This window comes from Bacillus sp. FSL H8-0545 (genome assembly GCF_038006105.1).
Lineage (GTDB): Bacteria > Bacillota > Bacilli > Bacillales > Bacillaceae_G > Bacillus_A > Bacillus_A cereus_U.
The window spans coordinates 4,321,285-4,347,782 of sequence record NZ_JBBOUO010000001.1 but is presented as its reverse complement, the minus strand read 5'-3'; the positions used below and the strand labels follow the sequence as shown (position 1 = coordinate 4,347,782).

The following is a 26,498-nucleotide window of genomic DNA, read 5'->3' as shown; positions in this document are numbered from 1 at the left end:
AAAATAGCCTTGTGCATATTGCACAAGGCTATTTTATTCATATTTTTATATGCTGTGATAATTTATTAATGTACAGGGAGCGGATTAAGAAGAAGAAAATAATCTCGATAATCCCGAATAACGTAAGTATAATGATTAATTCTTTTAATAAAGAGAAAGAAAACATGCTTTGTAAAAACTTAATCGCAAATATTGTATGAATACCAGCAACTATATAAGGAATGAAAAATAAAATTCCTAATTGAATTGTTGCAGAACGAAACATTTCTGATTCTGTTAAGCCGAGTTTTGTAATCGTAATGTACTTTTGTTTTTCAGTCGTTAAGTCGTTATACATACGGAAGTATAAAACACTGGCTGCCCCGATAAAGAAAATAAAGCCGAGAAATGTCCAAATAAAGAAAGTAGCAATTGAATTTCCTTTACTGTAGTTTAGATCATCAGCAGCTGTATAAATATCAAATGGGGTGTTAGGAGCCAATTCTGTATCTTTATATGCCTCATAGAAGCTATCCGTATCATTCCTAATATGTTTTAACATATTTTTCGTCGGAACAATTGAATCTTCCCAGTTCTCAACGAAGTAGTTATAAACTATGGTCGTTTCAATATGAGGAATCATATTATCAAATACATAATCTTGTACAACAATTATATGTGGGAAAAGAAAGGCTGGTTCGATCCCTTTATTAATAAATCCTTTAATATGAAATTCCTTTTTATTAGATCCAATTGTAATTGTATTTTGTTTTGCAAATGGATTTGATACAAGATTTAAGAGCTCTGGCGAGTACCGAGAAATAATATAAACTTGTGTAGAATCAAGAGTTATTTCCGGTCTTTTTAATTGTTTTGCAAGTGTGTTATAGTCACTCATTTTCATAAGAGCAATGTCTTCTTTTAAAGCTGTATCTTTTAATACTGTAAACTTATATTTGTTATATTGAAAATTTGCATTTGTAAGCTCCGTTTCAATTGTAGCAATGTGTTTTTGTTCAAATGAATTTCCATCTTTGGACATATATGTGAAGGGGAAAGGATATCGTTCTAATATCGATGCTTTCGTATTATTATTAGCGGCAAATAATCCAATAATAATTGTAAATGCAAGTGCTGATAACATAGAAACGATAAAGAGCACATTAATATTACTACGAGTACGACTAGCTAAATCTGAAATCCATAACATGTTTATTTGTTTCATATAAAACTTTCTCCGCTTTTTTAAGATAAAGATAAAGAGGAGAAATGTTTGTGAAAAGAATAAATATGTTCCGACTACTACGAGCGGTAAAATAGATAAAATAATAAGGTATACAGAGCCGTTTTGTAAATTTTTTTCTGTTATATAGCTTTGCGGGTAACCGGCAATACAATAGCATAGCCCTAAACACATTAAGGCAAATAATGAAATGAGTATAGACGGTCTTTTTTCGTTTTTTTCATTTTTATTATTTTTAATTAATCGAGTTGTTTTACGAGTACGAATGAACATCGGTGTAAATGTAGAAACGATGAAAAATAAAATAATAAAAGTTACTGTTGTAACGATAATTGCTTGTGTTGGCCAATATAAATAGAGGCCTTTTGCACTTGTTAATTTAGAGGTAACGAGTAAGAAAAAGTTAGAAAACACAAGGCCGCCTTGAATACCTGCAAAGATAGCGAGCATTCCAATTATCATATTTTCAGTAAACAAAAGACGTTTTAACTGTTTTTGAGATATACCGAGAACAGTTAAAACACCAAATTGTTGTTTTCGTACATTTAAAAACGTCCCGATAGAATATAAGAGAAAGAAGAACGAGAACAAAACGATAATAAACTGTGCCATGCCAGCTAAGTTCATGAGCGGATCTTGTTCATGCAATTTATTTATAATTTGTAACCGCGGATGATACGCGTATACAGTAAAGGAAAAGAAAACCATGATAGAAAATGCACTACTTACAAAGTAAGCGAAATATGCTTTAGAATTACGAGAGACATTTTTAAATGCGAATTGCCAAAATGTCATCCACGTCTTCCTCCTAATAATGCTAAAACATCTAATATTTCTTGATAAAACTTCTCGCGATATAATCCGCGGTGTAATTCGTTGTAAAGCCCACCATCTTTAATGAAAATAACTCGGTTACAATAACTTGCTGCAAACGGATCGTGAGTAACCATTAAAATTGTTGCATCTTCTTCTTTATTTAATTTCGTAAATAATTCCATTACATCAATTGCCGCTTTCGAATCTAAGTTTCCTGTCGGTTCATCCGCAAGTAGAAGTGATGGGTGATGAATAACAGCACGTGCTACTGCGGTACGTTGTGCTTGTCCTCCAGAAACTTCAAAAATACGCTTGTCCAAAATATGATCAATTCCAAGTTTTGTTGAAATGTTATCGAGCTTCTCGTCCATTTCTTTCAAAGGGACATTATCTAACGTTAAAGGCAGCACGATATTTTCACCGATTGTTAGTGTATCTAATAGGTTAAAGTTTTGGAAAACAAATCCTAACTCTTGGCGACGGAAAATAGCAAGCTTCTCTCTGCGGAACGTGTGCGGTTGTTTTCCATTAATAATGACTTCACCAGAAGTAGGTGAATCAATTGTAGAGATAACGTTTAAAAATGTAGATTTTCCGCTTCCAGACGGCCCCATAATTGCAACGAATTCACCTTTATCTACGTGTAAATTTATATTTTTTAAAGCAGTATGAGGGACTTTTCCTTCATACACTTTTGAGACGTTTTTTATGTGTAATACTTCTTCCATAATAATCACCTTTCTATTTTTAAAACTTAATATGTTGTGATAATTTTTGCATATAAAAGGAACGAATTAAAAGGAAAAAGAGAATTTCAACCGTTCCAAAGATTACAAGTACAACTGTAATCTCAGCGAATAATGAGAGATTTAATATTTCTTGCAACATCTTTGTCGCAAACATCGTATGGATCGATGCCATAATGTATGGAACAAAGAATAAGATAGCAAGTTGAATTGTCGCTGAACGCTTCATCTCGGCTTCTGTTAAGCCGATTTTCGTAATCGTTATATACTTTTCTTGCTCAGTTGTTAAATCTGTATACATTCGGAAGTAAAGAACACTGCCAGCACCGATAAAGAAAATGACACCTAGGAAAGTACCGATTAAGAAGAACGAAGCGACATTTAGTTTTGTTTTGTATAGAGAATCGCTCGCTTCACTTGCATGGAACGGTGGGTGTTCTGCTTGGATAGCTTCATCATCTTTATTAATTTTTGTTGTAAATGCTGAACCAATGTCATGTGCTTTTTCCCAATCGTTCACTTTGAAACTATATACACTCATCTGTTTTGAAACGTTTGATAATGCTTCTACATTTTCATCAGATAATACGAGTAACTGTGATATTAAGCTATTTGGGAACGGGTTATAACTTTTATATTCTTTTATTTGTAACTGTAAAGAATTTTGGTTCAGAGTAAGAGTATTTTTTGCTTTTTGATCATGAATGGTTCCAATAACTTGACTGTCTAAATCTTTAATAAGGATATAAGATTCATTATTTTTTACGTTGAGATGTTCCCAGCTTAATGCATTAGCCAGTATGTTGTAGTCACTTTGTTTAATTGCATAATAGAGCTGCGGGCTTTCTTCCGCCGAAGATACTTCATATATATCTGTTTTAAATTTCTTATAAGTAAACTGCTCTTCGTTAAATTTTTGTTCTAACCAATTTAAATGTTCATCAGCTAACGTATTTTCGGTATGTGATAAATAAGTAAAAGGGAAAGGGTTTTGCCTTATTTCATCAAACTTTGTGAATTTCCCAAACCCATATAAGAATGTAATCATTGTGAAAGCGAGCGTTGATAACATCGTCACAATAAAGAGCATGTTAATATTCGTCCGGATACGGGTTGCTAAATCAGAAATCCAAAGCATATTAATACGTTTCATATAAAACTTTCTTCTCGCTTTTAATATACGAATGAGTAAGAAGCTAATTTGTGAAAAGAAAAAATATGTCCCAGCTGCAGCAAGTGATGGAATGACAAATATACTGGTGGCGGCGTACAAAACTCCAGCAATATCTCCTAGTGACATAAAATATAGCGGGTTTGCTGCTAATACATATCCAGATAGTAAACATGTCGCGCCAAAGAGAGAAATGAGTACAGATGCTTTTCTTTCTTTTTGTTTTTCACCTTCTTGCAAAAGTCGTACAGCTTTTCTCGTACGAATCAGCATCGGTGTAAAGGAAGATACGAGAATAAAGAGTCCGAAAAAGATTATTATTGTTAAAATAATAGCACTTGTCGGCCAATATAAATATAGACCAGGTACATGTGTAATTTTGGCAGTAACTAGTAGAAAGAACTGTGAAAAGACAAGGCCAAATTGAATGCCGAAAAATATGGATAGGACACCAATTAACATATTTTCTAGAAATATGAGCCGTTTTAACTGCTTTTGAGATATGCCAAGTACTGTTAAAATTCCAAATTGCTTTTTTCGTACTTTCAAAAACGTACCGATCGAATATAGTAAGAAGAAAAATGAAAAGAATACAATAATAACTTCTGAAATTGTCATTAATATGTTCAGAGCATAATTCACGTCTGTCATATGCAATTTAGGATGAAATAAATAAACTGCAAATGAGAAAAAAATAGCAATGGAAAACGCACTGCTTACAAAATAGGCGAAATAAGCTCTGGCGTTCCGTGTTACGTTTTTAAAGGCAAACTGCCAAAATGTCATTCACCTGAACCTCCTAATAGAGTGAAGAGGAAAAGGATATAAGAGATACCCTTTTCCTGTACTAATATATTCATAAAACTTAACCATTCGTATACTCTGATAACTTTTGCATGTAAAAGGAACGAATGAATAAGAAAAAGACGATTTCAACTATGCCAAAAATAATAAGAACGGCTGAAATTTCTTTGAATAGTGATAAATCAATTACATCTTGAAGCATTTTTGTTGCGAACATTGTATGAATGGATGCCATAACATATGGAACGAAAAATAAAATGCTAAGTTGAATGGTTGCAGATCGTTTCATCTCTGCATTTGTTACACCAATTTTTGAAATTGCTACATATTTTTCTTGTTCGTTTGTTAAATCTGTATACATTCTGAAGTAAAGAACGCTGCCTGCTCCAATAAAGAAAATGACACCTAAGAATGTCCCGATTAGGAAGTATGCAGCACTTCCTGATGTGATTCTATATAATGAGTCTGCTGATTCATAGGAGCGTATAAGGGGGCCTTCGTATTGGAATTCCTGTCGATCTTTTTGTATTTTTTTCATAAAATCATTAGCAATTTCATACGTCTTTTCCCAGTTTTGTACGTTATAATTGTACGCTGATACATGCTTTGTTGTACTTGGTAAGTTGTTTACAACAACATCAGGTAAAATTAAAGTTTGATATGAAAAGTTAGATGGAATGGCCCCTGCTTGTTCATAGCCCTTTACTTGTAATATCGTATTTGTGCTAGAAAGTGTAATGGATTTTCTATTGAAGCTTGGATCAAATTGGCTGAATAAGGTGAAATAAGCGCTGCCGCTTAAGACATATGCTTCGTTATCGCTCATGAATAGTTGTTTCATTCGCAGGGAAGCTGCAAGTTTATTATAGTCACTTTGTTTCATTGCATAGACGTCATTGTAAGTCGTTATACCTGCATCTTCTTTCAGTGGTGTTTCATATAAATCAGCTTCTATCTTTTTATAAGAGAAATTTTCTTTTTGTAACTGCTGTTCAAGCCAAGTTAAATGCTTGTTAGCAAAAGGATTTGCGTCATATGAAAAATAAGAAAATGGAAAAGGTGAACTTCTCGTAACATCTAGCTTTGTAAACTTTCCAAAGCCATATAGAAATGTAATCATTGTGAAGGCTACTGTAGATAGCATCGCTACAATAAAAAGCATATTAATATTTGTTCGAATACGACTTGCTAAATCAGAAATCCAAAGCATATTAATCCGTTTCATATAAAAACTTCTTCTTTTCTTTAAAATATAAATAAGTAAGAAACTAATTTGAGAAAAGAAAAAATATGTCCCAATTGTAACAAGTGCTGGAATCACAAAAATACTTGAAACCATATATATAACGCCTACTTGCGGGTTTACTGAGAAGAAATATTTAGGATTTACAGCTAAAATATAACCACCTAATAAACAGATAGCACCAAATAGAGAAATTAATATGGATGGTTTTCTTTCTTTTTGTTTTACATTGTTTGTTTTTAAAAGGTGCAATGCTTTTTTTGTTCGAATAAGCATTGGTGTGAATGCAGATACAGCGATAAAGAGACCAAGAAACACAATCGTTGTTAAAATGAAAGCATTCGTAGGTATATATAAATATATCCCTGGGACGTGCGTAATTTTCGCCGTCACTAATAAGAAAAATTGCGAAAAGACAAACCCAAACTGCATACCAAAAAAGATAGATAAAATACCAATTAACATATTTTCCGTAAAAACGAGACGATGTAATTGCTTTTTCGATATACCTAAAACGCTTAAAATACCAAATTGTTTTTTACGAACTTTTAAAAACGATCCGATTGAATATAGTAAAAAGAAGAAAGAGAACAGTACAATGACAACTTCTGAAAAAATCATTAATCCTGAAATTTCAGAGATCATACTGAAATTTTGTAATTTCGGATGAAATAAATAAACAGCAAACGAAAAGAAAACAGCAATGGAAAAGGAACTGCTTAAAAAATAGGCAAAATAAGCTCTTGAGTTGCGCGTTACATTTTTAAATGCAAATTGCCAAAATGTCATAATATGTACCTCCCGTTAGAAGGCCAATATGCAGTTTTATTGCAAAAAATGTATGAGAGTATATTCTCATACATTTTGCTAGCATATGTTCCAATCATGCTTTGGTCACCTTCTCCGTATTTTCTGCTTGATTGTTTGCAGCGTTGTGGAAGATGATTTTAATCGTCGTTCCTTTACCAACTTCAGAGTCTAGTTTTACAGAATGACCTAAATAATCACAAATTTTACTTACGATATAAAGTCCCATACCAGTAGATTCTCCGAATGTACGACCATTTTTCCCAGTGTAAAATGGTTCAAATACTCTTCGAACATCTTCTTGCGGAATACCAACGCCCTCATCACGAACTTCCAAAATGATATCTTTTCCATTTCGATAAGCTGATAAGAAAACTTTCTTTCCGCGTTCACCAGAATAACGAACAGCATTTGTCATTAACTGATAAATGATGAACTTTAGCCATTTCGCATCAGAAGCAACTTTTAAATCTGAATGAACTTCTAAAACAGGGAAGACCCCGTTTCGAATGAATAGTTCTTTTAATCCGTTAATATTTTTTGTTACAGCATCTTTTAATGAAACGGTCTCAACATGGAAGTCTTCATGGAAGTTGTTTAACCTTGCCATGTATAAAGCCATATCGAGTCCTTGATTTAGTCGCTCTAATTCTTTTTTAAATTGCGGGATTAAATGTTCATCTTCCATTTCAAGCACCATAAGTTGCATAACAGAAACGGGCGTTTTCATTTGATGTACCCAGTGGTTAATAAATAATTGGTGTTCTTGCTGTTTTACTTCAAATGTTTGTAGGTCTTTTTGGAATAGACGATATTGCGTACGAACGAGCTCGTTTACACCGTGGGGCATAGGAGCAGTCGCTCTTTCAATAAACGCATCTTCCATTTTCTCTGGTGGTTCACTTAATCTGTGGTACATTCTACGATTACGAACGTAACGATAAGCGAGGAAACAGATGAATAAATATAAGCTTAAAACGATGAAGTAAAACTTATTATTTTGAAATCCATCTACTGCATCATAGAGAACGAAAATGATTCCGAAGTTTAATACATATAGTAGAAAAAATGCAAAATGATCACGTAAAAATAGCTTCATGCTTATTCACTCCAAGTTGTGTTAAAACGATATCCAAGTCCACGTACTGTTTCAATAGAGTTCTCAATGCCAAGCTCATTAAACTTTTTACGAAGACGCGTAATGTTTACGTTTAATGTATTTTCTTCAACGAAGCTCTCATCATCCCAAAGGGCAGCTAATAAATCTTCACGGCTTGCTGTACGAGGGAATTTAGATAATAGCATTTCTGCTAAAATAGCTTCTTTCTTTGTTAAAAGAACTTGCTCAGATCCGAAATGAATTTCTGGACGTTCAGGGAATAGTTTTAAACCTTCTACTTCAACGATACGTTCAGAAATATTTGGTGCATAATCACCATAAATACGGCGTAATTGACCTTTAATTTTTGCCATTACAACGTCATAGTGGAACGGTTTCGTAATGTAATCATCCGCGCCACTTTCAATCGCCATAATTTGTTCCATTTCACCAGCACGAGCTGAAATGAAAATAATTGGACAAGTAGATTCATGACGGATTTGACGGCACCAGTAGAAACCATCGAATTTCGGTAAGTTTACATCAAGTAAAACAAGATGTGGTTTCACGGCGTTAAACGATTCCATAATATCATCGAAGTTCTCTGCAACAACAGCATCATAGCCATATTTTTGAATGTGAGATTGTAGTAATGATGAAATATTTGGATCGTCTTCAACGATTAAAATTTTATACATATGTATATTCCTCCTAAAAAAAACAATTGTAGCTATAGTGTACCATGTGTTTCTCGTCTTTTCATTATGTTGAAATGAGAGCTATATAAATATAAAGATTTTAAAAATAACATAAAACCTATCTTTTTAGGAGAGAGAGAGGATCCAGCCATGCATAGAAGCGGTCAGAGCCTTTTTTGCCCCGTACGAAGTAAAAACAAAGAAATCAAATGAATAGGGTTTCCTGTTTGTTATATATAGCATAGCTGTGGCGTATTTATAGGTCAAAAGTGGAAAAAGTAAAAAGGCTATGGATACAATTGACAATTACTGGTTTTTAATTTAATATTTAGATAAATATCTAAATGTCTAATTAGTGAAGGGAAGAAAGACATTGAATCAAGCATTCAAAGCATTAGCAGACCCAACAAGGCGAAAAATTTTAGATTTATTAAAAGAAGGCGATTTAACTGCTGGCGAAATTGCTGAACAGTTCAATATGACAAAGCCAAGTATTTCTCATCACCTAAATGCGCTTAAAAATGCTGAACTTATCCAAGATGAAAAAAGAGGGCAATTCGTTATGTATTCTTTGAACACAACTGTATTTCAGGATTTATTGACTTGGGTGTTTACGTTTACGAATAAGGGGGAAGAGGGGAAATGAGGAAGCATCTATTTCCATTATTATTAATTGCTTTAACGATTATTGCATGGTGCATCGCGTGGCCTTATTTACCGGGAGAAGTTCCAAGTCATTGGAATATTAATGGTGAGGTAGATGGACATATGTCAAAAATGGGAATGCTGATTTTTGATGTAGCAATTATGGTTTTTATATATGCATTAGTGACTGTATTACCTAAGATCGATCCGAAGTACGATAACTATAAAAAATTTCCTAAAGCACTTGGAAGGATAAATGGAGCAATTTTATTTTTCTTATTTACTATTAATATGATGACACTAGCAAATGGTTTAGGATATAACGTTCCAATTGGAATCGTTGTGAACATAATGGTCGGTATCCTTTTTGTAGTACTCGGCAATTATATGCAGCAATGTAAACCAAATTTCTTCATAGGTATTAAAACACCGTGGACGCTAAGTAGTGAAGAAGTGTGGAGAAAAACGCATAGGCTGGGGTCAAAGATTATGATGATTGGCGGTATTGTAATTATATTTTCCTCGTTCCTTCCAGGAATGTGGAAAATGATTTGCTTGTTAAGTGTTGTTGTTGTATTGGTTGTTGGTACAATGGTTTATTCCTATGTTGTTTATAAGAAAGAGATAGGGGCTTAATAAAAAAATTATGGGGGAGAGAGGATGAAAAGACACGTATTACCATGGAGTTTAATTATTGCAATTGCAATTGGATGGTATATTGTATGGCCATATTTACCGGAACAAATTCCACGTCATTATAATGCTGCAGGAATAGTAGATGGATATTTTTCTAAAGTGGAGGCAAGTTCTTTTTCGATAGGTAGTATGTTGGTTCTTTATATGATGTGGCTAGTTATTGGGTATGTTGATATAACGAAAGGCAAGTATAAACAGCAAGCTAAAGTCCTCACTGCAATTAACTATGCCATTCTTTTTATAGGATTCGGCTGTAACATATTTGCGTTATTAGCAGCGTCTAATTATATTGCTTCAGCTTCAATTGCATTTAATTTCGGACTTGGAACACTGTTTCTTGTACTCGGTAATTACATGCAACAAACGAAGCCGAACGGTTTAGTAGGCATTCGAATGGACTGGACATTAGAAAATCCTGTGGTTTGGAGAAAAACACATCGATTTGCTTCGAAGGTATTTGTAATAGGGGCACTCTGTATATATGCTGGTGCGTTACTTCCAGATCCATTCAATATTTTTATGGCAATTGGAATAATATTAGTATGCATCTTCATATCAACGATAAAGTCATATGTTATTTATAAAAAAGAAATGCAATTGTGAGCAATAAGCGATTGAACTACACTAATCAAATTTAATATTTATAGTTTTTATGTGTTAACAGGTTCTAATACTCAGTGAGGATAAAAAACTTACTGAGTAAAATTAAAGGCTTTTCAGTCTGAATATTTCGTTTTTAATCCAAGGGATAGTTTGGGGGAAATCACATGTTAGAAATTATAAATTTTAGCAAGACATACAAAGGTGGCAAGAAAGCAGTAGATCAGTTAAATATTACTGTTCAAGCAGGAGATATCTTTGGATTTATTGGGCATAACGGTGCGGGGAAGAGTACAACGATTAAGTCGTTAGTAGGAGTTATAGATTTTGAAGAGGGTGAAATTTTTGTTGATGGCCATTCAGTAAAAAAGGATCCGATTGCATGTAAGAAAGTAATGGCGTACATTCCTGATAATCCAGATTTATATGAGCAATTAACAGGAATTCAATATTTGAACTTTGTTGCGGATGTTTTTAAGGTGTCTGCAAAAGATCGGGAAAAGGAGATACAGAAGTATGGGGATGCTTTTGAGATTACACCTTACTTGGGAGACTTAATATCTTCTTATTCACATGGTATGAAACAAAAAGTGGCGATTATATCAGCGGTTTTGCATAAACCGAAATTATTAGTTTTAGATGAACCTTTCGTTGGTCTTGATCCAAAGGCAGCCGTAGTATTGAAAGGTATTATGAAGGAGCTTTGTGAAAAGGGAAGTGCGATTTTCTTTTCTACACATGTTTTAGATGTGGCGGAGAAGTTATGTAATAAAATAGCGATGATTAATAGAGGGAAATTAGCACTTTCAGGGGAAGTGAATTCTTTAATAAAGGAAGGATCATTGGAAGAGCTCTTTATGAAGGAGCTTGCTAATGAATACTAATAGTCTAGGTCTTTTGAAAATCCGGTTGATAACGCAGCTCGGTTTAAATACTTTTAAATACGAAAAAGATAAGAAAAAGAAGCAGAATAAGATTTTACTGTCAGCATCTATTGCCTTAGTTGGTGTCATGTTAATGCTATATTGCGGAGCCTCAGCATATGGGTTGGTGAAACTAGGAATAAGTGAAATTATCCCAGTTTATGCACTAGTTATTAGCAGTGTATTGACGTTGTTTTTCACTATATTTAAGGCAAATGGAGAGATTTTTGCTTTTAAGGACTACGATCTTTTAATGTCATTACCGATTCGTGTAAGTACTGTTATTACAAGTAGGTTTTTGTATTTATATTTGCTGAATACACTCTTTTCAATCATAATCATGCTACCAATGGGAGTTGTTTATGGCATACATGAGAGGCCATCAGTTTCTTTTTACTTTATGTGGTTTATCAGTATGTTTATAGCATCTTTAATTCCAACAACAATAGCAGCGATCTTTGGAGCTGCGATTACGGCAATCGCTTCTAAATTTAAAAATACGAATAAAATAACTACGATTTTAAGTTTTATAGTAATTATTACATTCGGTTTCTTTATGCTAAAAAGCGGAAATGCTCAATATAGCCTTAATGATATGAATGGGATTGGGGCAATTGTTTCAGAGCAACTAACTAAAGTGTATCCATTAGCTAACATGTTTCAAAAAGCAATTGTTCATGCTGATCTTGTAGCTTTCATCCTATTCGTTGGGATATCGGTTATTTGGTATTATCTTTTTGTAAAAATACTTTCGCTAAAATATAAGCAAATAAACACAGGGATTACCACTTATCATATGCTTTCAAATTATGAGATTCATAGCATGAGAAAAGAAAGTGTATTGGTCGCGTTGTATAAAAAAGAACTAAAGCGTTTCTTTTCTTCTACAGTGTATGTGATAAACAGTGGAATGGGAGTTATGATGGCGCTAGCTTTCGCGCTAGCTATAGTTGTAGTAGGACCAAGTCAATTAATAGCGTATCCAGGAATTGAGCCCCTGTTGCAAAAGATTGCTCCATTTGCTATTGCAGCAGCGATTTCGATGACGTGTACAACATGTGTGTCATTGTCTTTAGAAGGAAAAAATGTATGGATTATTAAGTCATTGCCTATAGCGCCAAAGATAATTTATGACAGTAAAATTCTTATGAATCTTTCATTAAGTATACCTGCATCACTTATCAGTGCCGTATTACTGATAATAGGGTTAAAACTAGATGTTTGGAGTTCTCTTCTAATCGTCATAACACCGATAACATATTCATTCTTTTCGGCAGTATGGGGAATTTTTATTAATAATCGATTTGGTTATTATGATTGGGTATCAGAAACTCAAATAGTAAAACAAAGTGTAGGATCGTTTGTTGGTATGTTTGGTGGTTTAATTACGGCTGTTATACCTGCCTTTTTAATCGGTACTGCTACGATCTCGAACTACAGAGTATTTACTTTTGTAGTTATTATAGTGCTTGCGATTATTACTATTTTCTTGTATAAGAACGAATCGAGAAGAAGTATAAAATAAAAAGCTGCTTTTCCTTTAAAGAGGAAGAGCAGCTTTTGTTTTGAAAAAGTTTAGGCCTTTATATTATTTTTTAAAAACAGGTACCCATATCTCGCTTCTGAAATTCGGCGAGGATACGTCTTTACTTTCATTCCACAGTATTTCCGGTCCTTCTGCTAATTCATAGTTTGAAGAAGGGAACCATTCAGAATAAATACGCCCCCATACATTTTGCAATGCATCAGGAAATGGACCGACAGCTTCAAATATAGCCCATGTTGAAGCAGCGACTTCAAGTTGTTTGAATTGCTTTGGACAATCTTTTGTCGTAGTTACTCCAATATAGTGATCGAGTTCTCCTTTTTCCTCCATTCTTCCTTCAGAAAAATTCGTAGAAGCACTAATAATTCCTGTAGGTTCAATATTTGAAAGGGACTTTAATGTTTCGATTGATTGGCTGTCTAAACTTTTCCACATAGAAGCAATTTCTTCGTTTACACCGTTAAAAACAATCGGTACTCGTTTTTGTATACCAATGATTTGAAATGGCTCTTTTTCTTCAATTCGATAGTTCATTTCATTTCCTCCTTGAATGGATAGTTGGAAGGTCATTGGTGAATAAGCTTTCAAAGAACGAATTGTACTTCGAGCTTCTGAAGGTGTTATTCCGTGCAAGTTTTGAAATGCACGTGTAAAAGAATCTGGTGAGTTGTAGCCATATTTTATAGCGACATCAATGACTTTTGCATTGCTATCTTTTAGTTCAAAGGCAGCAAGCGTAAGACGTCTACAGCGAATATATTCTGATAGTGATATGCCAGCTAAAAAAGAAAACATTCTTTTGAAATGATATTCGGAGCAGAAAGCTATTTTTGCGACTTCTTTAAAATCAATTTCGTGTGTAAGGTTGTCTTCAATATACTGCATTGCCGCATTCATATTTTTAAGTGAATCCATTATATGACCTCCTCTATAAATAGAATATCAGGAACAAAATAGCTCCATCCGACATTTCGTGCACAGCTTTGTAGGGTGCATTTTTAACCTTACAAAATTGTAATGTTCCTGTAAGGAGAATGAATGGATGGCATGATATCCCAATGTTATAGTAACAAAGTACTTTAGCTCATTAGGTTAAATTTTGATTTCTCCGCTTATGTGCCTTACATAACTGTCATGTTTGTGTAAGAAACATCGATAGTGGCAAGAGTAGAGAGTGTATATAGTTGAAAATAGAGAATAGAAGAAATGAGGGATGTCGAGATGAAAACAGTGTTAGAAGCAAAAAATATTGAAAAAGTATATGACACAGGTGGGAATAAATTTGCAGCTTTAAAAGGCATTAACTTACAAGTAAAAGAAGGTGAGTTCGTTGGAATTATGGGACCTTCTGGTTCTGGTAAGACGACTCTTTTAAATGTCCTTTCTACAATTGATAATGCGACGGACGGTGAGATTTTAATTGATGGAAAAGATATCGTGAAGATGAATGATGATAAGCTGGCGTTGTTCCGCCGTGATCATTTAGGTTTCATCTTCCAAGATTATAACTTATTAGATACGTTAACGGTAAAAGAAAACATTGCGTTACCTCTTGCGTTATCGAAGGTGAAAGCGAATGAGATTGATCGCCGCGTTCTTGAAATCTCAAAGAAATTCGGTATTGATCATATTTTAAGTCAGTTCCCATATCAAGTATCTGGTGGGCAGAAGCAGCGCTGCGCAGCATCGCGTGCGATCGTTACAAGTCCTAGTATGATATTTGGGGACGAGCCGACTGGAGCACTTGATTCTAAATCAGCGACAGATTTATTAGAAAGTATGAAGTCGTTAAATGAATATGATAACTCTACAATTTTAATGGTAACGCATGATGCATTTGCGGCGAGTTATTGTAAACGAGTTATTTTCATTAAAGATGGTGAGTTATATAAAGAATTGCACCGCGGTGAATCAACACGTAAACAGTTCTTCCAAAAAGTCGTTGACGTAATGTCTTCCATTTCTGGAGGTATGGCTGATGACCTTATCTAGCATTGCCCTCCGCAACATACAGCGGAACTTTAAAGACTACTTTGTATATTTTGCATCTATGATTTTTAGTATTGTAATTTACTTTACATTTAAAGCACTACAATATAATTCGCAAATGGAAAAAGCTGCGGAAGGTTCTAAAAAAATTAGCGGTGCGTTTCAAGTTTCAAGTGTCATGCTAATCATCTTCGTAGCGGTGTTCATTATATATTCGAACGGTTTCTTTACACGGAAGCGTAAAAAAGAAGTTGGGCTATATTCGTTACTAGGTATTCGAAAAAGACAGATCGGTAAAATGCTCTTTTATGAAAATATGTTAATGGGATTAATGTCTTTAATTATTGGGATTGCGATTGGTAGCGTCCTTTCAAAACTATTCCTTGAACTACTAGTAAGTATGATGGGGTTAAATTTAAATGTTCATTTTGAAGTACCGATGGCTGCAATTGTTGATACAGCAATTATTTTCTTTGTGATTATATTGTATACATCACTTCAAGGATATCGTTTAATTTATCGATTCAAGCTAATTGAACTTTTCCGCGCAGAACGCGAAGGAGAAGCAATGCCAAAAGGATCTGTAATTATGGCGTTAATTTCAATTTTCTTAATCGGTTCAGGTTATTTCTTAGCATTAATGTTCATGAAGGCAGTTAAGTATGCAGACTTTATGGCAGTTGCACTTTATATTTTACTTGCGACAGTATTAGGTACGTACTTACTATTTATGTTCTTTACAGTATTCGTATTAAAACGTGCAAGAAATAATAAATCATCGTTTTATAACGGTATGAATATGGTAACGACATCACAGCTACTATATCGTATTAAAGGGAATGCAAAGTCACTTGCAACAATTTCTATTTTAAGTGCGGTAACATTAACAGCAGTTGGTACATCAGTTACGATGTATTACAACACATTTACACAATCAAAAGCATTCGCGCCATACAGCTATTCTTATGAGAAAAAAGATGCAGAACTAGATAAGAAAGTAAATGCGATTTTTGCTGAAGAGAAAGAGGATCATCCTGTAAAAGATCAATTTGAAGTTGAGATGGTTCCTGTAAAAGGAAAGTTTGAAGGAGATAAAGTTGATTTCATCCTTAATATGAACTACAGTATCTCAGAGAAATATCAATTTATGTCTCAATCTGAATTTAATAAACTTGCTAAAAAAATCGATGCAGAAACAGTGAATGTAGCTGCTGGTGAAGCATTTATATATGATAGTTCTTATATTGAAGGGCATGAGTTTAGCCCTCAATATAAAGGAAATAAAGCGGTATTCCAAATTGGAAATGAAACGAAGAAATTAGCGATTCAAGGCGCAAATGATAATGCAATTACGAACTTAGGTGAACTAGTTGTTGTCGTTTCAGATGAAACATATGAACAAGCGAAGCAAGCATTTGGAACACGTGTTGTAAAAAATATTGATGTAAAAGATGAAAGAAACAGTAAAGTATTAACAGAAAAACTAACAAAAGTGATGCCAGCTGGTGAATCAGAAATGGTACCATCATTTAGAGATTTCTACACTGGTTTCCAAATGGGGCTTGAAGGAACTGGACTAATGATGTTCATCGGAATGTTCTTAGGACTTGTATTCTTACTAGCAACAGGTTCTATTATTTACTTTAAACAATTAACAGAAGCAAATGCTGATCGTGAGCGTTATGTTGTACTTCGTAAAGTCGGGGTAACGAAACAAGAAATGAAAAAAGCTATCGCAAAACAAGTAAGCTTTATCTTTGCGATTCCGTTAGTAATCGGAATTCTACACAGTTTGTTTGCATTAAAAGGTTTAGGGAACATACTACCATTTGAAATTATGATTCCGCTCCTAATTAGTATCGGAGTATACGGTGTTATTTATATCGGATATTACTTCTTAACAGTTCGTTCTTATTATAAGATTGTGAGCGCGAAGTAATAAAGGGGCAGCTATCGCTATAAGCGGTAGCTGTTTTTTGATTTCTTCATAAAATCTTAAGAAATCTCCTCAATTTTTATTAAGAAACGATAGTTATACTTAAACACAAGTTAAAAACTATTGAACGAATGGGGAGAGATTTACATGCAACTCATAACATTCTTACATGAATTTATTAAACACCCGAAACATACTGGTGCGATTGCGCCAAGTTCAAAAATATTAGCAAAGAAAATGGTAGATGTAATTGATTTTAATAGAGCGAAGTGTATTGTGGAATTAGGTCCTGGTACAGGAGTCTTTACGAAAGAAATTATGAAGCGAAAGAAGAAGGAGACAATATTTCTTCTTATCGAAATTAATGAAGTGTTTTTCAAAGAGCTAAAGAGAAAATTTAAAGATGAGCAGAATGTCATTGTTGTACATGGTTCAGCTGAAAATATAAAGACGTATATGGAAGAGCTCAATATAGAATGCATTGATTACGTCTTATCAGGATTGCCTTTCACATCTTTACCAGAAGAGGTTTCAAAACGCATTTTAAACAACGCAATGGAAGCGATACATGAGAGTGGTGAATTCATTACATTTCAATATTCACTTGTAAAAAAAGGATTTATACAGCATTTCTTCCCTGAAATTACACTAGAAAAAGTTTGGTTTAATTTCCCGCCAGCCTACGTCTTTAGCTGTAAAAAAGAGCTAAGGGGAGCATATGCATAATGGAGCTACATGAATTAATATCATACATTGAGCAGTATGGTTATTGGGCACTATTTTTTTGTTTATGGCTTGGTATTATCGGTATGCCGATTCCAGATGAAATGATTGTAATGAGTGGTGGATTTGTATCTTCATTAGGCGTATTAAGTGTCATTCCTGCGTTTTTATTAACATATTTAGGCGTTGTATCTGGGCTTTCTTTAGGTTACATACTAGGGAAAATATTTGGCATAAGAGTGCTTGAAAAATTGATGAAAAAGAAGAAGGCGAAGTACCTTTTAAAATCACAAGAGATAGTAGGGAAATATGGTCATTATGCATTAGTAATAAGTTATTTTATCCCCGTTGTGAGACATATCGTACCGTATTTAGTAGGAATGAATAACATGTCATTTAAAACGTATGCGATTTATTCATATGTAACAGGATTTGTTTGGACGTTAGTTTACTTTGTACTAGGCTCTATATTTGGAAAGCATATAGAAATGATAGTACCCCTTGTGACCGAGTATGGTATATATTTGGGTGGCATCGTTATCATAGTTTCTAGTATTTCTTATGTGTATATGCATAAGAAGAATGCAGTAGTGAGTGAAATAAAGCAACATTCATAGTTTGGTAAATGATGCTGGAGGAGATTTTGTGAGTAAAGGAACGATACTTATCGTGGACGATGAGAAGGAAATTAGAAAACTTATCGCCATCTATTTGAAGAATGAAGGTTACGAAGTATTACAAGCTGGAGATGGTGAAGAGGGGTTAGAAATAGTAAGGAAAAGAGACGTGCATCTAATTGTACTTGATATTATGATGCCGAAAATAGATGGTATTCATATGTGTATGAAAGTGAGAGAAATAGCGGAAATGCCCATTATTATGCTGTCGGCAAAAACGCAAGATATGGACAAGATTTTAGGGTTAACAACTGGAGCAGACGATTACGTAGCAAAACCATTTAATCCACTTGAACTCATTGCTCGTATTAAATCACAACTTCGGAGATATATGAAAATGAGCGGGGCAAGTGTAAAAGATGAAAATGTATTTGAAGTTGGAGATATAAAGATAAATATAGCAACGCGGCAGGTCATTATTGCAAATGAAGAGGTGAAATTGACACCGAGAGAGTTTGAGGTATTAGAATTGCTTGCACGAAATCAAGGAATGGTATTAAATGCAGAGCAAATTTATGAAAGAGTATGGAAAGAGCAAGCTTTCCAATCCGATAATACTGTGATGGTACATATTCGGAAAATACGTGAAAAGATAGAGGCAATTCCAAGGAAGCCTCGTTACATTAAAACAATATGGGGAGTTGGCTACAAGATTGAGAAAGATATTTGAACCGATAATATGGATGAATCAAGTTTTAAAAAAAATGATAGGTAAAACAGTTAGTTATTTGCAAAAGAGTATACGTGTACAGCTAATTACTACATTTACTTTCTGTACATTACTTGGTGTATTAGTAGGGTGGTCTTCATCTTCCTTTTTCGAGGATGCGAATAAAATTTCTATCATTGATTATGCATCAGGTATGGAAGCCATTGATGGACAGACACAAAGGCTTGTTGAAAGTATGACAGAAGAGGGTAAGGAAATTAATATACAAGAACTGCTTGATCAATTGAATCATCAAAATCAATTGAAGGTTTTAATAATAGATGAGAATGGGAAAGTGGTTTATAAAACAAAGGGAGCACCGGAAGAACAGATTAATCTTCATGAGACGATGCGTAATGTAATGGATTTTAAAATGGATCAAGTACGATATGTAGAGGCACAGAATTTAATTCAAGATAGAGCTGAACAAAAGCGTAAGGAGTTTACAACCTTTTATCCAGTTACTGTTAATACGAAAAATATGTATATCATTGCAAGTGGTATACCACAAGGAAATGTAAAGTATGTAGTGAACGGTAGTAGTCCATTCCCATCTTTACTAGGTTTTATTACTTTTCTACTTTCTTTCTTTTATATAACGAAAAGGAAGATGAATCAGATTGAAGCAATGGCAGAAGGAGTAAGAGAGTTTTCGAAAGGGAACTTACAATACAAAATCAAACAGGCAGGTCAAGATGAAATAGGTGTATTAACTTCAAATATTAATCAAATGGCAGAAAAGCTTTTGGCTAATATAGAAAAAGAAAAACAAATAGAGAAACAAAAAAGTGAATTGATTACAAATGTATCACATGATTTAAGAACACCACTTACTTCTATTATGGGGTATTTACGCTTACTAGGTGATGCGAAATATGAAAATAAAGAACAGCATGATGAGTATATAAAAATTGCTTTTTCAAAATCAGAGCAGTTGAAGATGTTAATAGAGGATTTGTTTGAGTATACAAAACTAACAGATGAAAATATGGTGTTAGATTCACAAGAAGTGTGTATGAATGAACTACTTGATCAGTTAATAGAAGAGCTAGTACCACAAGCGGAGGAACATAATCTTTCATTCGTGAAAAAATTTCAGGAAGATCGTATATATGCCGTTGTGGACTCGGAAAAAATGGTGCGTGTGTTTGAAAACCTCTTAATAAATGCAATTAAATACAGTATAGATAAAGCAGAAATTCAAGTTTCACTTCAAAGAGAAGAACAGCATATCAAAATTTCTATAGCGAATCATAGTGAAGAATTTACAAAAAAAGAGTTAGAGAACTTGTTTGAGCGTTTTTATAAAAAAGATCAATCTAGAAGTAGAGCTGTAGAAGGTTCAGGCTTGGGGCTTGCAATTGCAAAAAGCATTGTTGAATTGCATAAAGGAGAAATTCGAGCGGAATATGAAAATGGGGTTATTCAATTTATTATCTTATTGCCAATTTAATTAGAAGGGCATTAGAAATATCGGTTACCTTCTAATTAGGGAAGAACGAGCGATAGTGTTGCTATCGATTTAGAGAGAGTCTTATTCCATCATTCAGGTGGACGTTGATTAATAAAACAGAGAAGTGGAGAATCGAAAGTTATATGAAAAAATTAAGTGCGTTTATGATATTGATTATAGTTGGAATTATATTACTTGTAGTGAAAGGTGGACCAATTGTAGATCAAATGAATCCATTTATTAAAGAAGATATTTATTATGCTGTTGTCGACAGTGATGGGGAATATGAAGCCAAAAGTAATGGTTTTGGTAGATGGAACTATAAATTTAAAGGATATGATGAATCTGGTAAAGAACAAAAAATTATGATGACTTCTTCAAAACATTTACGAATAGGAGCATATGTAAAGATTAAGTCTAAAGGGACTTATGGTATGAAATGGGAAGAAATACAAGGTGACGAAATGCCCGCTAAAGCAAAAGAAAAAGTAACAATAAAGCATGTCTAGTTATAGAAATGATAAGTTGTATTAAATAGATAAAGTAACGATCAAGCTTCAAATGTAATGGCAGTATATGATAATTTCTAAATTTTTTATAAAGAAGATAAAGATTATCTGAACTTTATCTAAACTGCATTTCTTCTGTATACAACTACTAGTATTCTATATTGTGTAGATAAAAAATGGTAAGGAGTAACAGGATGATTATGCAGGTTTCTAAGAGGAAAATATTATTATTTCTTTCAAGTATTCTTGTTGTTTTATTGATGATGTATGTATGTATGTATGTATGTATGTACGAATAATAGGCATGTACAAAATATTATTCACAATATAGAAGACATTTATAAAGTATATAAAGAGAATCAATTATTGAAAGAAAAAATCGAGAACCAAGAATCGTTAAAGAGTGAAGTGCAAATGTTAAGTGAGGAGAAAGAAAACCTTACTAAGCTTATCAACAAGACGAGAGAATTAAAGGAACAAGGAAAATATAATTTAATTCAAGCTACAGTAGTAAGGCGTGTAGCAGAAGATTGGTATGGAAAAATCGCTCTTGATAGAGGGGTACAACATGGTGTAAAGGTTGATATGGCTGTTATGACGGTGAGTGGTCTTATTGGAAAGGTAGAGAGTGTAGATCAATTTACATCTATTGTGAAATTAATTACGAAAGATGAACGAACAAATCGTTTAGCAATCACCTTCCAAAATAACTCATCCATTTTAGGATTTGTCACAGGGTATGATAAGGAAAAACAAGCTCTTCGAATTAATAATATTCCATCAGATAAAGCGAAAGAAATAAAAATAGGTGATAGCATTATTACCTCTGAATTGAGCCAGAAAATACCACCTGGTCTTGAAGTAGCAGAGGTAATAGATCAAGAGCCCGATAAATATGGTCTTGCACATATTATTTATGCAAAACCCAAGGCGAATTTATATGATTTAGAAGATGTCATTTTAGTAGAACCTAAAGGGTAGCAAAGAATAGTGTCTATTAAAAGTGAAGAAGAGATGAATATCATTTTTTTTAGGTAGAGTAAGATTAAGAGGAATAAGAAAAAGTATGGAACAAAGAAAAAGAAGCTTTTGGAAAAGCACGAGAAGAAGTAAAATCAGTTCATAAATCTATAGATAAAATGGAAGATGCAGCTCTTCAGAAACAAGCAAAAATTAAGATTAAAGAGGAGAAATAAAGTCTTTATTTCTTATTCAAAAATAGAATATAGAAACCAAAAGTCCCAAGCTACTAGCTTTGGGGCTTTTTCATATTCTTAAAGAAATGTTAAGAATATCCGCTGCTATTTATTAAGAAATGCTATCTATACTTAGAAATGGGTTAAGAAATGCTCGGAAAATATGTAAGGAAAACAAAAATTGGAAAAGAAGTGTAGGAGGATATAAATGACAGCATCAGTTGTAGAGGTAAAGAATGTACAAAAGGTATACGGTAGAAAAGATGAGAGTCAATCACATGCACTAAAGAATGTATCGTTCTCGATTCAAGAGGGTGAATTCGTTGGAATTATGGGACCATCTGGCTCAGGGAAAACAACATTATTGAATGTAATTTCTACATTAGATAAAGCGACAGGTGGAATTGTTGAAATTGCTGGAACAGATATTACGAAAATGAAGCAAGGGGAATTATCTGATTTTCGCTCAGAGAAACTAGGGTTTATCTTTCAAGATTTTAACTTACTTGAAAATTTATCAATCTATGAAAACATTGCATTACCGCTTTCTCTGCAAGGTGTTCATTCGAAAAGAATTGGATTAAATGTGAAAAAGGTAGCAGAGATGTTAGGAATTTCAGAGATTCTTCAAAAATATCCGTCCGAAGTATCTGGTGGACAAAAACAACGTTCGGCGGCGGCTCGTGCACTTGTACATGAGCCAGCAATAATTTTAGGAGATGAGCCAACAGGAGCGCTTGATTCTAAAAATGCGAAAAGTTTATTAGAGGCGATGACCAACTTAAATGAAGAACAGGATGTTTCAATTATGATGGTTACACACGATCCATTAAGCGCAAGTTATTGCCGACGTATTTTATTCATCCAAGATGGAGAATTGTATAAAGAAATTCATCGCAGAGGTACTCGTGAAGAGTTTTATAAAGAAATTTTAGATGTGCTTGCAGATTTAGGCACACAAAAAGCATAAGAAAGAAGGTTCAACATGTTATTCAAACTTTCCATGTCGGGACTAAAAAGTAAACGAAAAGACTATATGGTCTTATTAGTTGGGCTTATTATGTCTATTTCAATTTTTTATATGTTTCAAACGTTAGCGTTAAATAAAACGTTTATCGAAGGGAATTCCATGGATGGAATTTTTTCAGTCTTCCAAACAGGATCATTTTTATTAGGTTTCATTACATTATTTTATATTTTATACGCCAATTCATTTTTATTATCACTTCGGCAAAAAGAATTTGGTATGTATATGGTATTAGGGGCAAAAAAGCATAAAATTACATTGCTCATGTTTATTGAAACAATTGTATTAGGAATAGTATCTCTTATAGTAGGTGTGATAGTCGGTATAATCTTGGCGCAAGGCGTTGGACATTTACTGATGAAGGAACTAGAATTTACTGGCGGTGGTTATCATGCATTTTATGTACCATCAATTATTGTTACTTTCATCTTTTTCATTGCATTATTTATGTTGTCCGCAATTATGAATAGTATGAAACTAGTGCGTAATTCGCTATTACAACTTGTTCACTCCAATAGTCATACAGAGCGTACGCCTATTAAAGGAAAACTAACGAATATAGTAGCACTTTTATCAATTATTTTATTAGCAGTTGGTTATGCTTCGATGATTTATATGAAAGAGTTAAAGGAATCAGGATTTATCATTGCTACAATTACAGTAACACTAGGAACTTATATGCTATTTGCATCATTCCTTCCCATTATTATTAACAAACTAAAAGCGAATAAAAATCGTAGTGAAAAAGGAATCAATGCGTTTACGTTTGCACAGTTAAGTTTTTCTATTAATAGTTTAACGAAAGTATTAGCGACAGTTGCTATGTTAGTGGCTCTCGGTGCGGGTGCAATCTCCAGTGGTATGGCGTTAAAAAATAATGTCACAAATATGGTGGAGAGTGCAGAATACTATGATGTCGAAATTAAAAATCCCACAGCAGAAGAAAAGAAAATATTAGATAGTATTACATTTAAAGAAAAGAATGAATATCGATACAAAGTAGATGAGCAGTTTATTTATCAATTGAAAGAAGATTTAGAAAGAAACCGTCCGCTAACACCTACTGGAAAAGACGAGAATAGTAGCCGATTCGTTCCTGTTTCGAGGGAGCTAATTGTCGGAGCCGTTTTAAGCCATAGGCAAGAAAAAAATGAGGATAATACCAATGTAATTCCAGAAGAGTGGGGAAATGTTTTAAGGTCTCTTCAAAAGACATATATGAATCCTAGTCAAAAGATACAAATTGTAGATCAAAAGATGTATGACGGGATACAAGGTAAAGAAGAAATTATAATACTGGGGAAAACGGACAATTTTATAACGTATAAAGAAGAATGGAAAAAAATCGATGAATTAGAGTTAGCTAGATATAAAGATATGAAAGACGTACATCTTTTGAGTAAATATATGCTGTATGAAGGATATTACAGTACTTACAGTGGAACAGTATTTATGGGATTTTTCTTAGGCATAGCTTTCTTAGCGATGCTGGCAAGCTGTTTAATGTTTAAAATTCTTTCTGGTGCTTCAAAAGATATTATTCGCTATCAAATGCTTCGTAAAATTGGTGTGCGTTATGAGCTATTAACGAAATCAATTTATAAAGAGTTACTTTTAGTTTTCTTGTTCCCAGCGATCGTAGGTATAATGCACGTATTAGTCGGAATGAACATGTTCTCGTTCTTAATAGATAATCCATATTTCCGGATTTGGCTGCCGATTATTATTTTCTTAGTCATTTATGTGTTTTATTATTTCATTACAGTTCAATTGTATAAAAAAATTGTTCTTCCGAAAGAAGTGTAGTATGTAGTGAGTAAGGGGGATGATGAATAGAGATAAATTTAGGGGAATATTATATGGAATTTATAGCGATGAAGAAGTTATAGATTGAAAGAAGCAGCTATTCTACGTAATAGCTGCTTCTTTCATTATTTATAATTAGGAAGCAACTTGTACTGTAGATAAGGAGAAATAAAATCCTCTATCTTTTCAGTATATAAAAGATAAAGAGGGAAAGGTATTATAACTTCTGTAGTAATCGTTCGCTGCTTTTCATGTCGCCTTTACACAACGGACATTGTGGCTTATCTTCTAAAGAAAAGTTTTTACGCATCCATCCAAGGCAGTCGTCTGCTTCGCATTCCCACACAGCAATTGCTTCTGGTTCTTCTACAGGTTTATCATTTTTTCTCCAATACATGTGATCGCTCCTTTAAATTGAAAAGTTTTTTAGAAAAAACAAAAAAGGTTGTTAACGTTTTTGTTAACAACCTTTTATTTATTCATCATACTATATTTTTTTGAAAAATGCGAAGTTTAGTAATTATTAAAGTTATAGTGAAATAATGATTATACAAACGCAGGATTATAAATCATCGTAAAGTGCCCTTGTAACAATTCAATATGGCATGGTGTATGAAGCGAACTTTCTCCATCTGTATCTACTTCTTTTTCTTCTTCTGTTTCAATATGAATGGATTTCGCTTTTACGTGGAAGATGTCATTTTCATTTGAGTCTTCAAATAATTTCTTTCCGATATAATCTTTAAAAGCCTGAGTGCCTGTTGATTTTACGACGAAAATATCAAGTGTTCCGTCGTCACATTTTACGTTTGGGATAAAGGACGGGATACCGCCAAGATATTCGCCGTTTCCAACCATAACAAGTACAGCTTCGTCTTCATATACTTGTCCGTCGTAAGTGATTTTTACTGGGAATGTTTCAGCGTTTTTTACAGTTCGAATGGTGCTTAAATAGTAACCAATTTTACCAAGCTTTGCTTTTTCTTCTGCATCAATATTGTTTGATACTTCAGAGACGAGTCCAATACCCCAGAAGTTTAAGAAGTGTTGTCCATTTGCTTTTGCGACATCAATTGGTTTTACATGTCCTTTTGTAATGAGTTTTGCTGCTTCTGCAATATTTTGCGGAACACCAAGTGTGCGAGAGAAGTCGTTGCAAGTTCCGCCTGGAATGATTGCAAGTGTAGGTCTAATTTCAAGAGGGGCTAAGCCATTTGTGCATTCAAATACAGTTCCGTCACCACCAAAGACGATAATTAAATCTACTTTACTAGCAAACTCCTGACAATATTTTGTTGCATCACCTTGTTGCTTCGTATGAAGGATATGTAAGTCAGGAAAAGCTGCGGCAAGTGGTGGTACGATTTTCGTTAAGTTTGCATGTAAATCACCTTGTCCTGCTTTCGGATTTACGATGAGGAGTACTTTTTCAAATTTTGTCTTTGTCATTTTTATTC

General features: G+C 33.7%; 23 protein-coding genes and 1 pseudogene. 15 read left to right on the top strand and 9 right to left on the bottom strand.

Going from position 1 to position 26,498, the window contains the following annotated elements; genetic code table 11:
* Window positions 1-37: 37 nt before the first annotated feature.
* The 6 genes from MHI07_RS22795 to MHI07_RS22770 form a co-directional block, all read right to left on the bottom strand.
* Window positions 38-2,017, bottom strand: a complete 1,980-nt coding sequence (locus MHI07_RS22795; RefSeq protein WP_002160076.1) for an FtsX-like permease family protein — start codon at window positions 2,015-2,017, stop codon at window positions 38-40.
* On the bottom strand, window positions 2,014-2,766 hold the full coding sequence (locus tag MHI07_RS22790; RefSeq protein WP_002112520.1) for an ABC transporter ATP-binding protein: 753 nt from the start codon (window positions 2,764-2,766) through the stop codon (window positions 2,014-2,016). Before MHI07_RS22790 ends, MHI07_RS22795 begins: the two co-directional genes overlap by 4 nt.
* A gap of 19 nt (window positions 2,767-2,785) precedes the next feature.
* Entirely contained in the window at window positions 2,786-4,741 is a 1,956-nt protein-coding gene (locus MHI07_RS22785; RefSeq protein ID WP_078173902.1) for an FtsX-like permease family protein, read from the bottom strand.
* 79 nt (window positions 4,742-4,820) lie between these two features.
* Window positions 4,821-6,791, bottom strand: a complete 1,971-nt coding sequence (locus MHI07_RS22780) for an ABC transporter permease (protein ID WP_340826496.1) — start codon at window positions 6,789-6,791, stop codon at window positions 4,821-4,823.
* A 94-nt stretch (window positions 6,792-6,885) separates the two neighbouring features.
* Window positions 6,886-7,908: a sensor histidine kinase gene (locus MHI07_RS22775; RefSeq protein WP_002034498.1), complete on the bottom strand. Its 1,023-nt coding sequence runs from the start codon at window positions 7,906-7,908 to the stop codon at window positions 6,886-6,888.
* Window positions 7,909-7,910: 2 nt separating this feature from the next.
* Window positions 7,911-8,606 (bottom strand): response regulator transcription factor, encoded by a 696-nt coding sequence (locus MHI07_RS22770; protein WP_002034497.1) that lies wholly within the window; start codon window positions 8,604-8,606, stop codon window positions 7,911-7,913.
* Between the two features lie 373 nt (window positions 8,607-8,979).
* Here MHI07_RS22770 and MHI07_RS22765 point away from each other — a divergent pair, with 373 nt between their 5' ends.
* From MHI07_RS22765 to MHI07_RS22745, 5 genes are all read left to right on the top strand, one after another.
* On the top strand, window positions 8,980-9,252 hold the full coding sequence (locus MHI07_RS22765) for an autorepressor SdpR family transcription factor (RefSeq protein ID WP_002089211.1): 273 nt from the start codon (window positions 8,980-8,982) through the stop codon (window positions 9,250-9,252).
* Window positions 9,249-9,887 (top strand): SdpI family protein, encoded by a 639-nt coding sequence (locus MHI07_RS22760; RefSeq protein WP_078180952.1) that lies wholly within the window; start codon window positions 9,249-9,251, stop codon window positions 9,885-9,887. Before MHI07_RS22765 ends, MHI07_RS22760 begins: the two co-directional genes overlap by 4 nt.
* Before the next feature lie 24 nt (window positions 9,888-9,911).
* Window positions 9,912-10,550 carry an SdpI family protein gene (locus MHI07_RS22755; protein ID WP_340826491.1) on the top strand — a complete coding sequence of 213 codons (639 nt, stop codon included), beginning with the start codon at window positions 9,912-9,914 and terminating at the stop codon, window positions 10,548-10,550.
* Between the two features lie 164 nt (window positions 10,551-10,714).
* A complete protein-coding gene (locus tag MHI07_RS22750) occupies window positions 10,715-11,431 on the top strand; it encodes an ABC transporter ATP-binding protein (protein WP_016106475.1) in 717 nt (238 codons plus the stop codon).
* A complete protein-coding gene (locus tag MHI07_RS22745) occupies window positions 11,421-12,995 on the top strand; it encodes a putative ABC transporter permease subunit (protein WP_340826487.1) in 1,575 nt (524 codons plus the stop codon). Before MHI07_RS22750 ends, MHI07_RS22745 begins: the two co-directional genes overlap by 11 nt.
* Window positions 12,996-13,058: 63 nt before the next feature.
* Here MHI07_RS22745 and MHI07_RS22740 read toward each other — a convergent pair whose 3' ends face one another.
* Entirely contained in the window at window positions 13,059-13,931 is an 873-nt protein-coding gene (locus tag MHI07_RS22740) for an AraC family transcriptional regulator (protein ID WP_340826485.1), read from the bottom strand.
* 306 nt (window positions 13,932-14,237) lie between these two features.
* Between MHI07_RS22740 and MHI07_RS22735 the strand changes: the two genes are divergently transcribed.
* The 10 genes and pseudogenes from MHI07_RS22735 (at window position 14,238) to MHI07_RS22690 (ending at window position 25,041) form a co-directional block, all read left to right on the top strand.
* A complete protein-coding gene (locus tag MHI07_RS22735) occupies window positions 14,238-15,008 on the top strand; it encodes an ABC transporter ATP-binding protein (RefSeq protein ID WP_002067765.1) in 771 nt (256 codons plus the stop codon).
* Window positions 14,995-16,944 (top strand): ABC transporter permease, encoded by a 1,950-nt coding sequence (locus MHI07_RS22730; RefSeq protein WP_340826483.1) that lies wholly within the window; start codon window positions 14,995-14,997, stop codon window positions 16,942-16,944. Before MHI07_RS22735 ends, MHI07_RS22730 begins: the two co-directional genes overlap by 14 nt.
* Window positions 16,945-17,088: 144 nt before the next feature.
* Window positions 17,089-17,667: a class I SAM-dependent methyltransferase gene (locus MHI07_RS22725; protein WP_002123387.1), complete on the top strand. Its 579-nt coding sequence runs from the start codon at window positions 17,089-17,091 to the stop codon at window positions 17,665-17,667.
* Window positions 17,667-18,281: a DedA family protein gene (locus MHI07_RS22720; RefSeq protein WP_002160085.1), complete on the top strand. Its 615-nt coding sequence runs from the start codon at window positions 17,667-17,669 to the stop codon at window positions 18,279-18,281. The genes MHI07_RS22725 and MHI07_RS22720 overlap by 1 nt, the downstream gene beginning before the upstream one ends.
* 28 nt (window positions 18,282-18,309) lie before the next feature.
* Window positions 18,310-19,011: a response regulator transcription factor gene (locus MHI07_RS22715; protein WP_002164891.1), complete on the top strand. Its 702-nt coding sequence runs from the start codon at window positions 18,310-18,312 to the stop codon at window positions 19,009-19,011.
* On the top strand, window positions 18,995-20,503 hold the full coding sequence (locus tag MHI07_RS22710; RefSeq protein ID WP_340826476.1) for a sensor histidine kinase: 1,509 nt from the start codon (window positions 18,995-18,997) through the stop codon (window positions 20,501-20,503). Before MHI07_RS22715 ends, MHI07_RS22710 begins: the two co-directional genes overlap by 17 nt.
* Before the next feature lie 143 nt (window positions 20,504-20,646).
* A complete protein-coding gene (locus MHI07_RS22705) occupies window positions 20,647-21,012 on the top strand; it encodes a YxeA family protein (RefSeq protein WP_002160088.1) in 366 nt (121 codons plus the stop codon).
* Between the two features lie 194 nt (window positions 21,013-21,206).
* A pseudogene (mreC, locus tag MHI07_RS22700) lies at window positions 21,207-21,993 on the top strand (rod shape-determining protein MreC).
* Window positions 21,994-22,416: 423 nt separating this feature from the next.
* Complete coding sequence (locus MHI07_RS22695) at window positions 22,417-23,178, top strand: ABC transporter ATP-binding protein (RefSeq protein ID WP_002067773.1); 762 nt, start codon at window positions 22,417-22,419, stop codon at window positions 23,176-23,178.
* Between the two features lie 15 nt (window positions 23,179-23,193).
* On the top strand, window positions 23,194-25,041 hold the full coding sequence (locus MHI07_RS22690) for an ABC transporter permease (protein ID WP_340826473.1): 1,848 nt from the start codon (window positions 23,194-23,196) through the stop codon (window positions 25,039-25,041).
* A gap of 217 nt (window positions 25,042-25,258) precedes the next feature.
* On the opposite strand, the gene MHI07_RS22685 is transcribed toward MHI07_RS22690, so the two are convergent.
* Window positions 25,259-25,438 carry a cold-inducible protein YdjO-related protein gene (locus tag MHI07_RS22685; protein WP_002067775.1) on the bottom strand — a complete coding sequence of 60 codons (180 nt, stop codon included), beginning with the start codon at window positions 25,436-25,438 and terminating at the stop codon, window positions 25,259-25,261.
* A gap of 149 nt (window positions 25,439-25,587) precedes the next feature.
* Entirely contained in the window at window positions 25,588-26,490 is a 903-nt protein-coding gene (locus MHI07_RS22680) for a diacylglycerol/lipid kinase family protein (RefSeq protein ID WP_340826470.1), read from the bottom strand.
* Window positions 26,491-26,498: the final 8 nt, after the last annotated feature.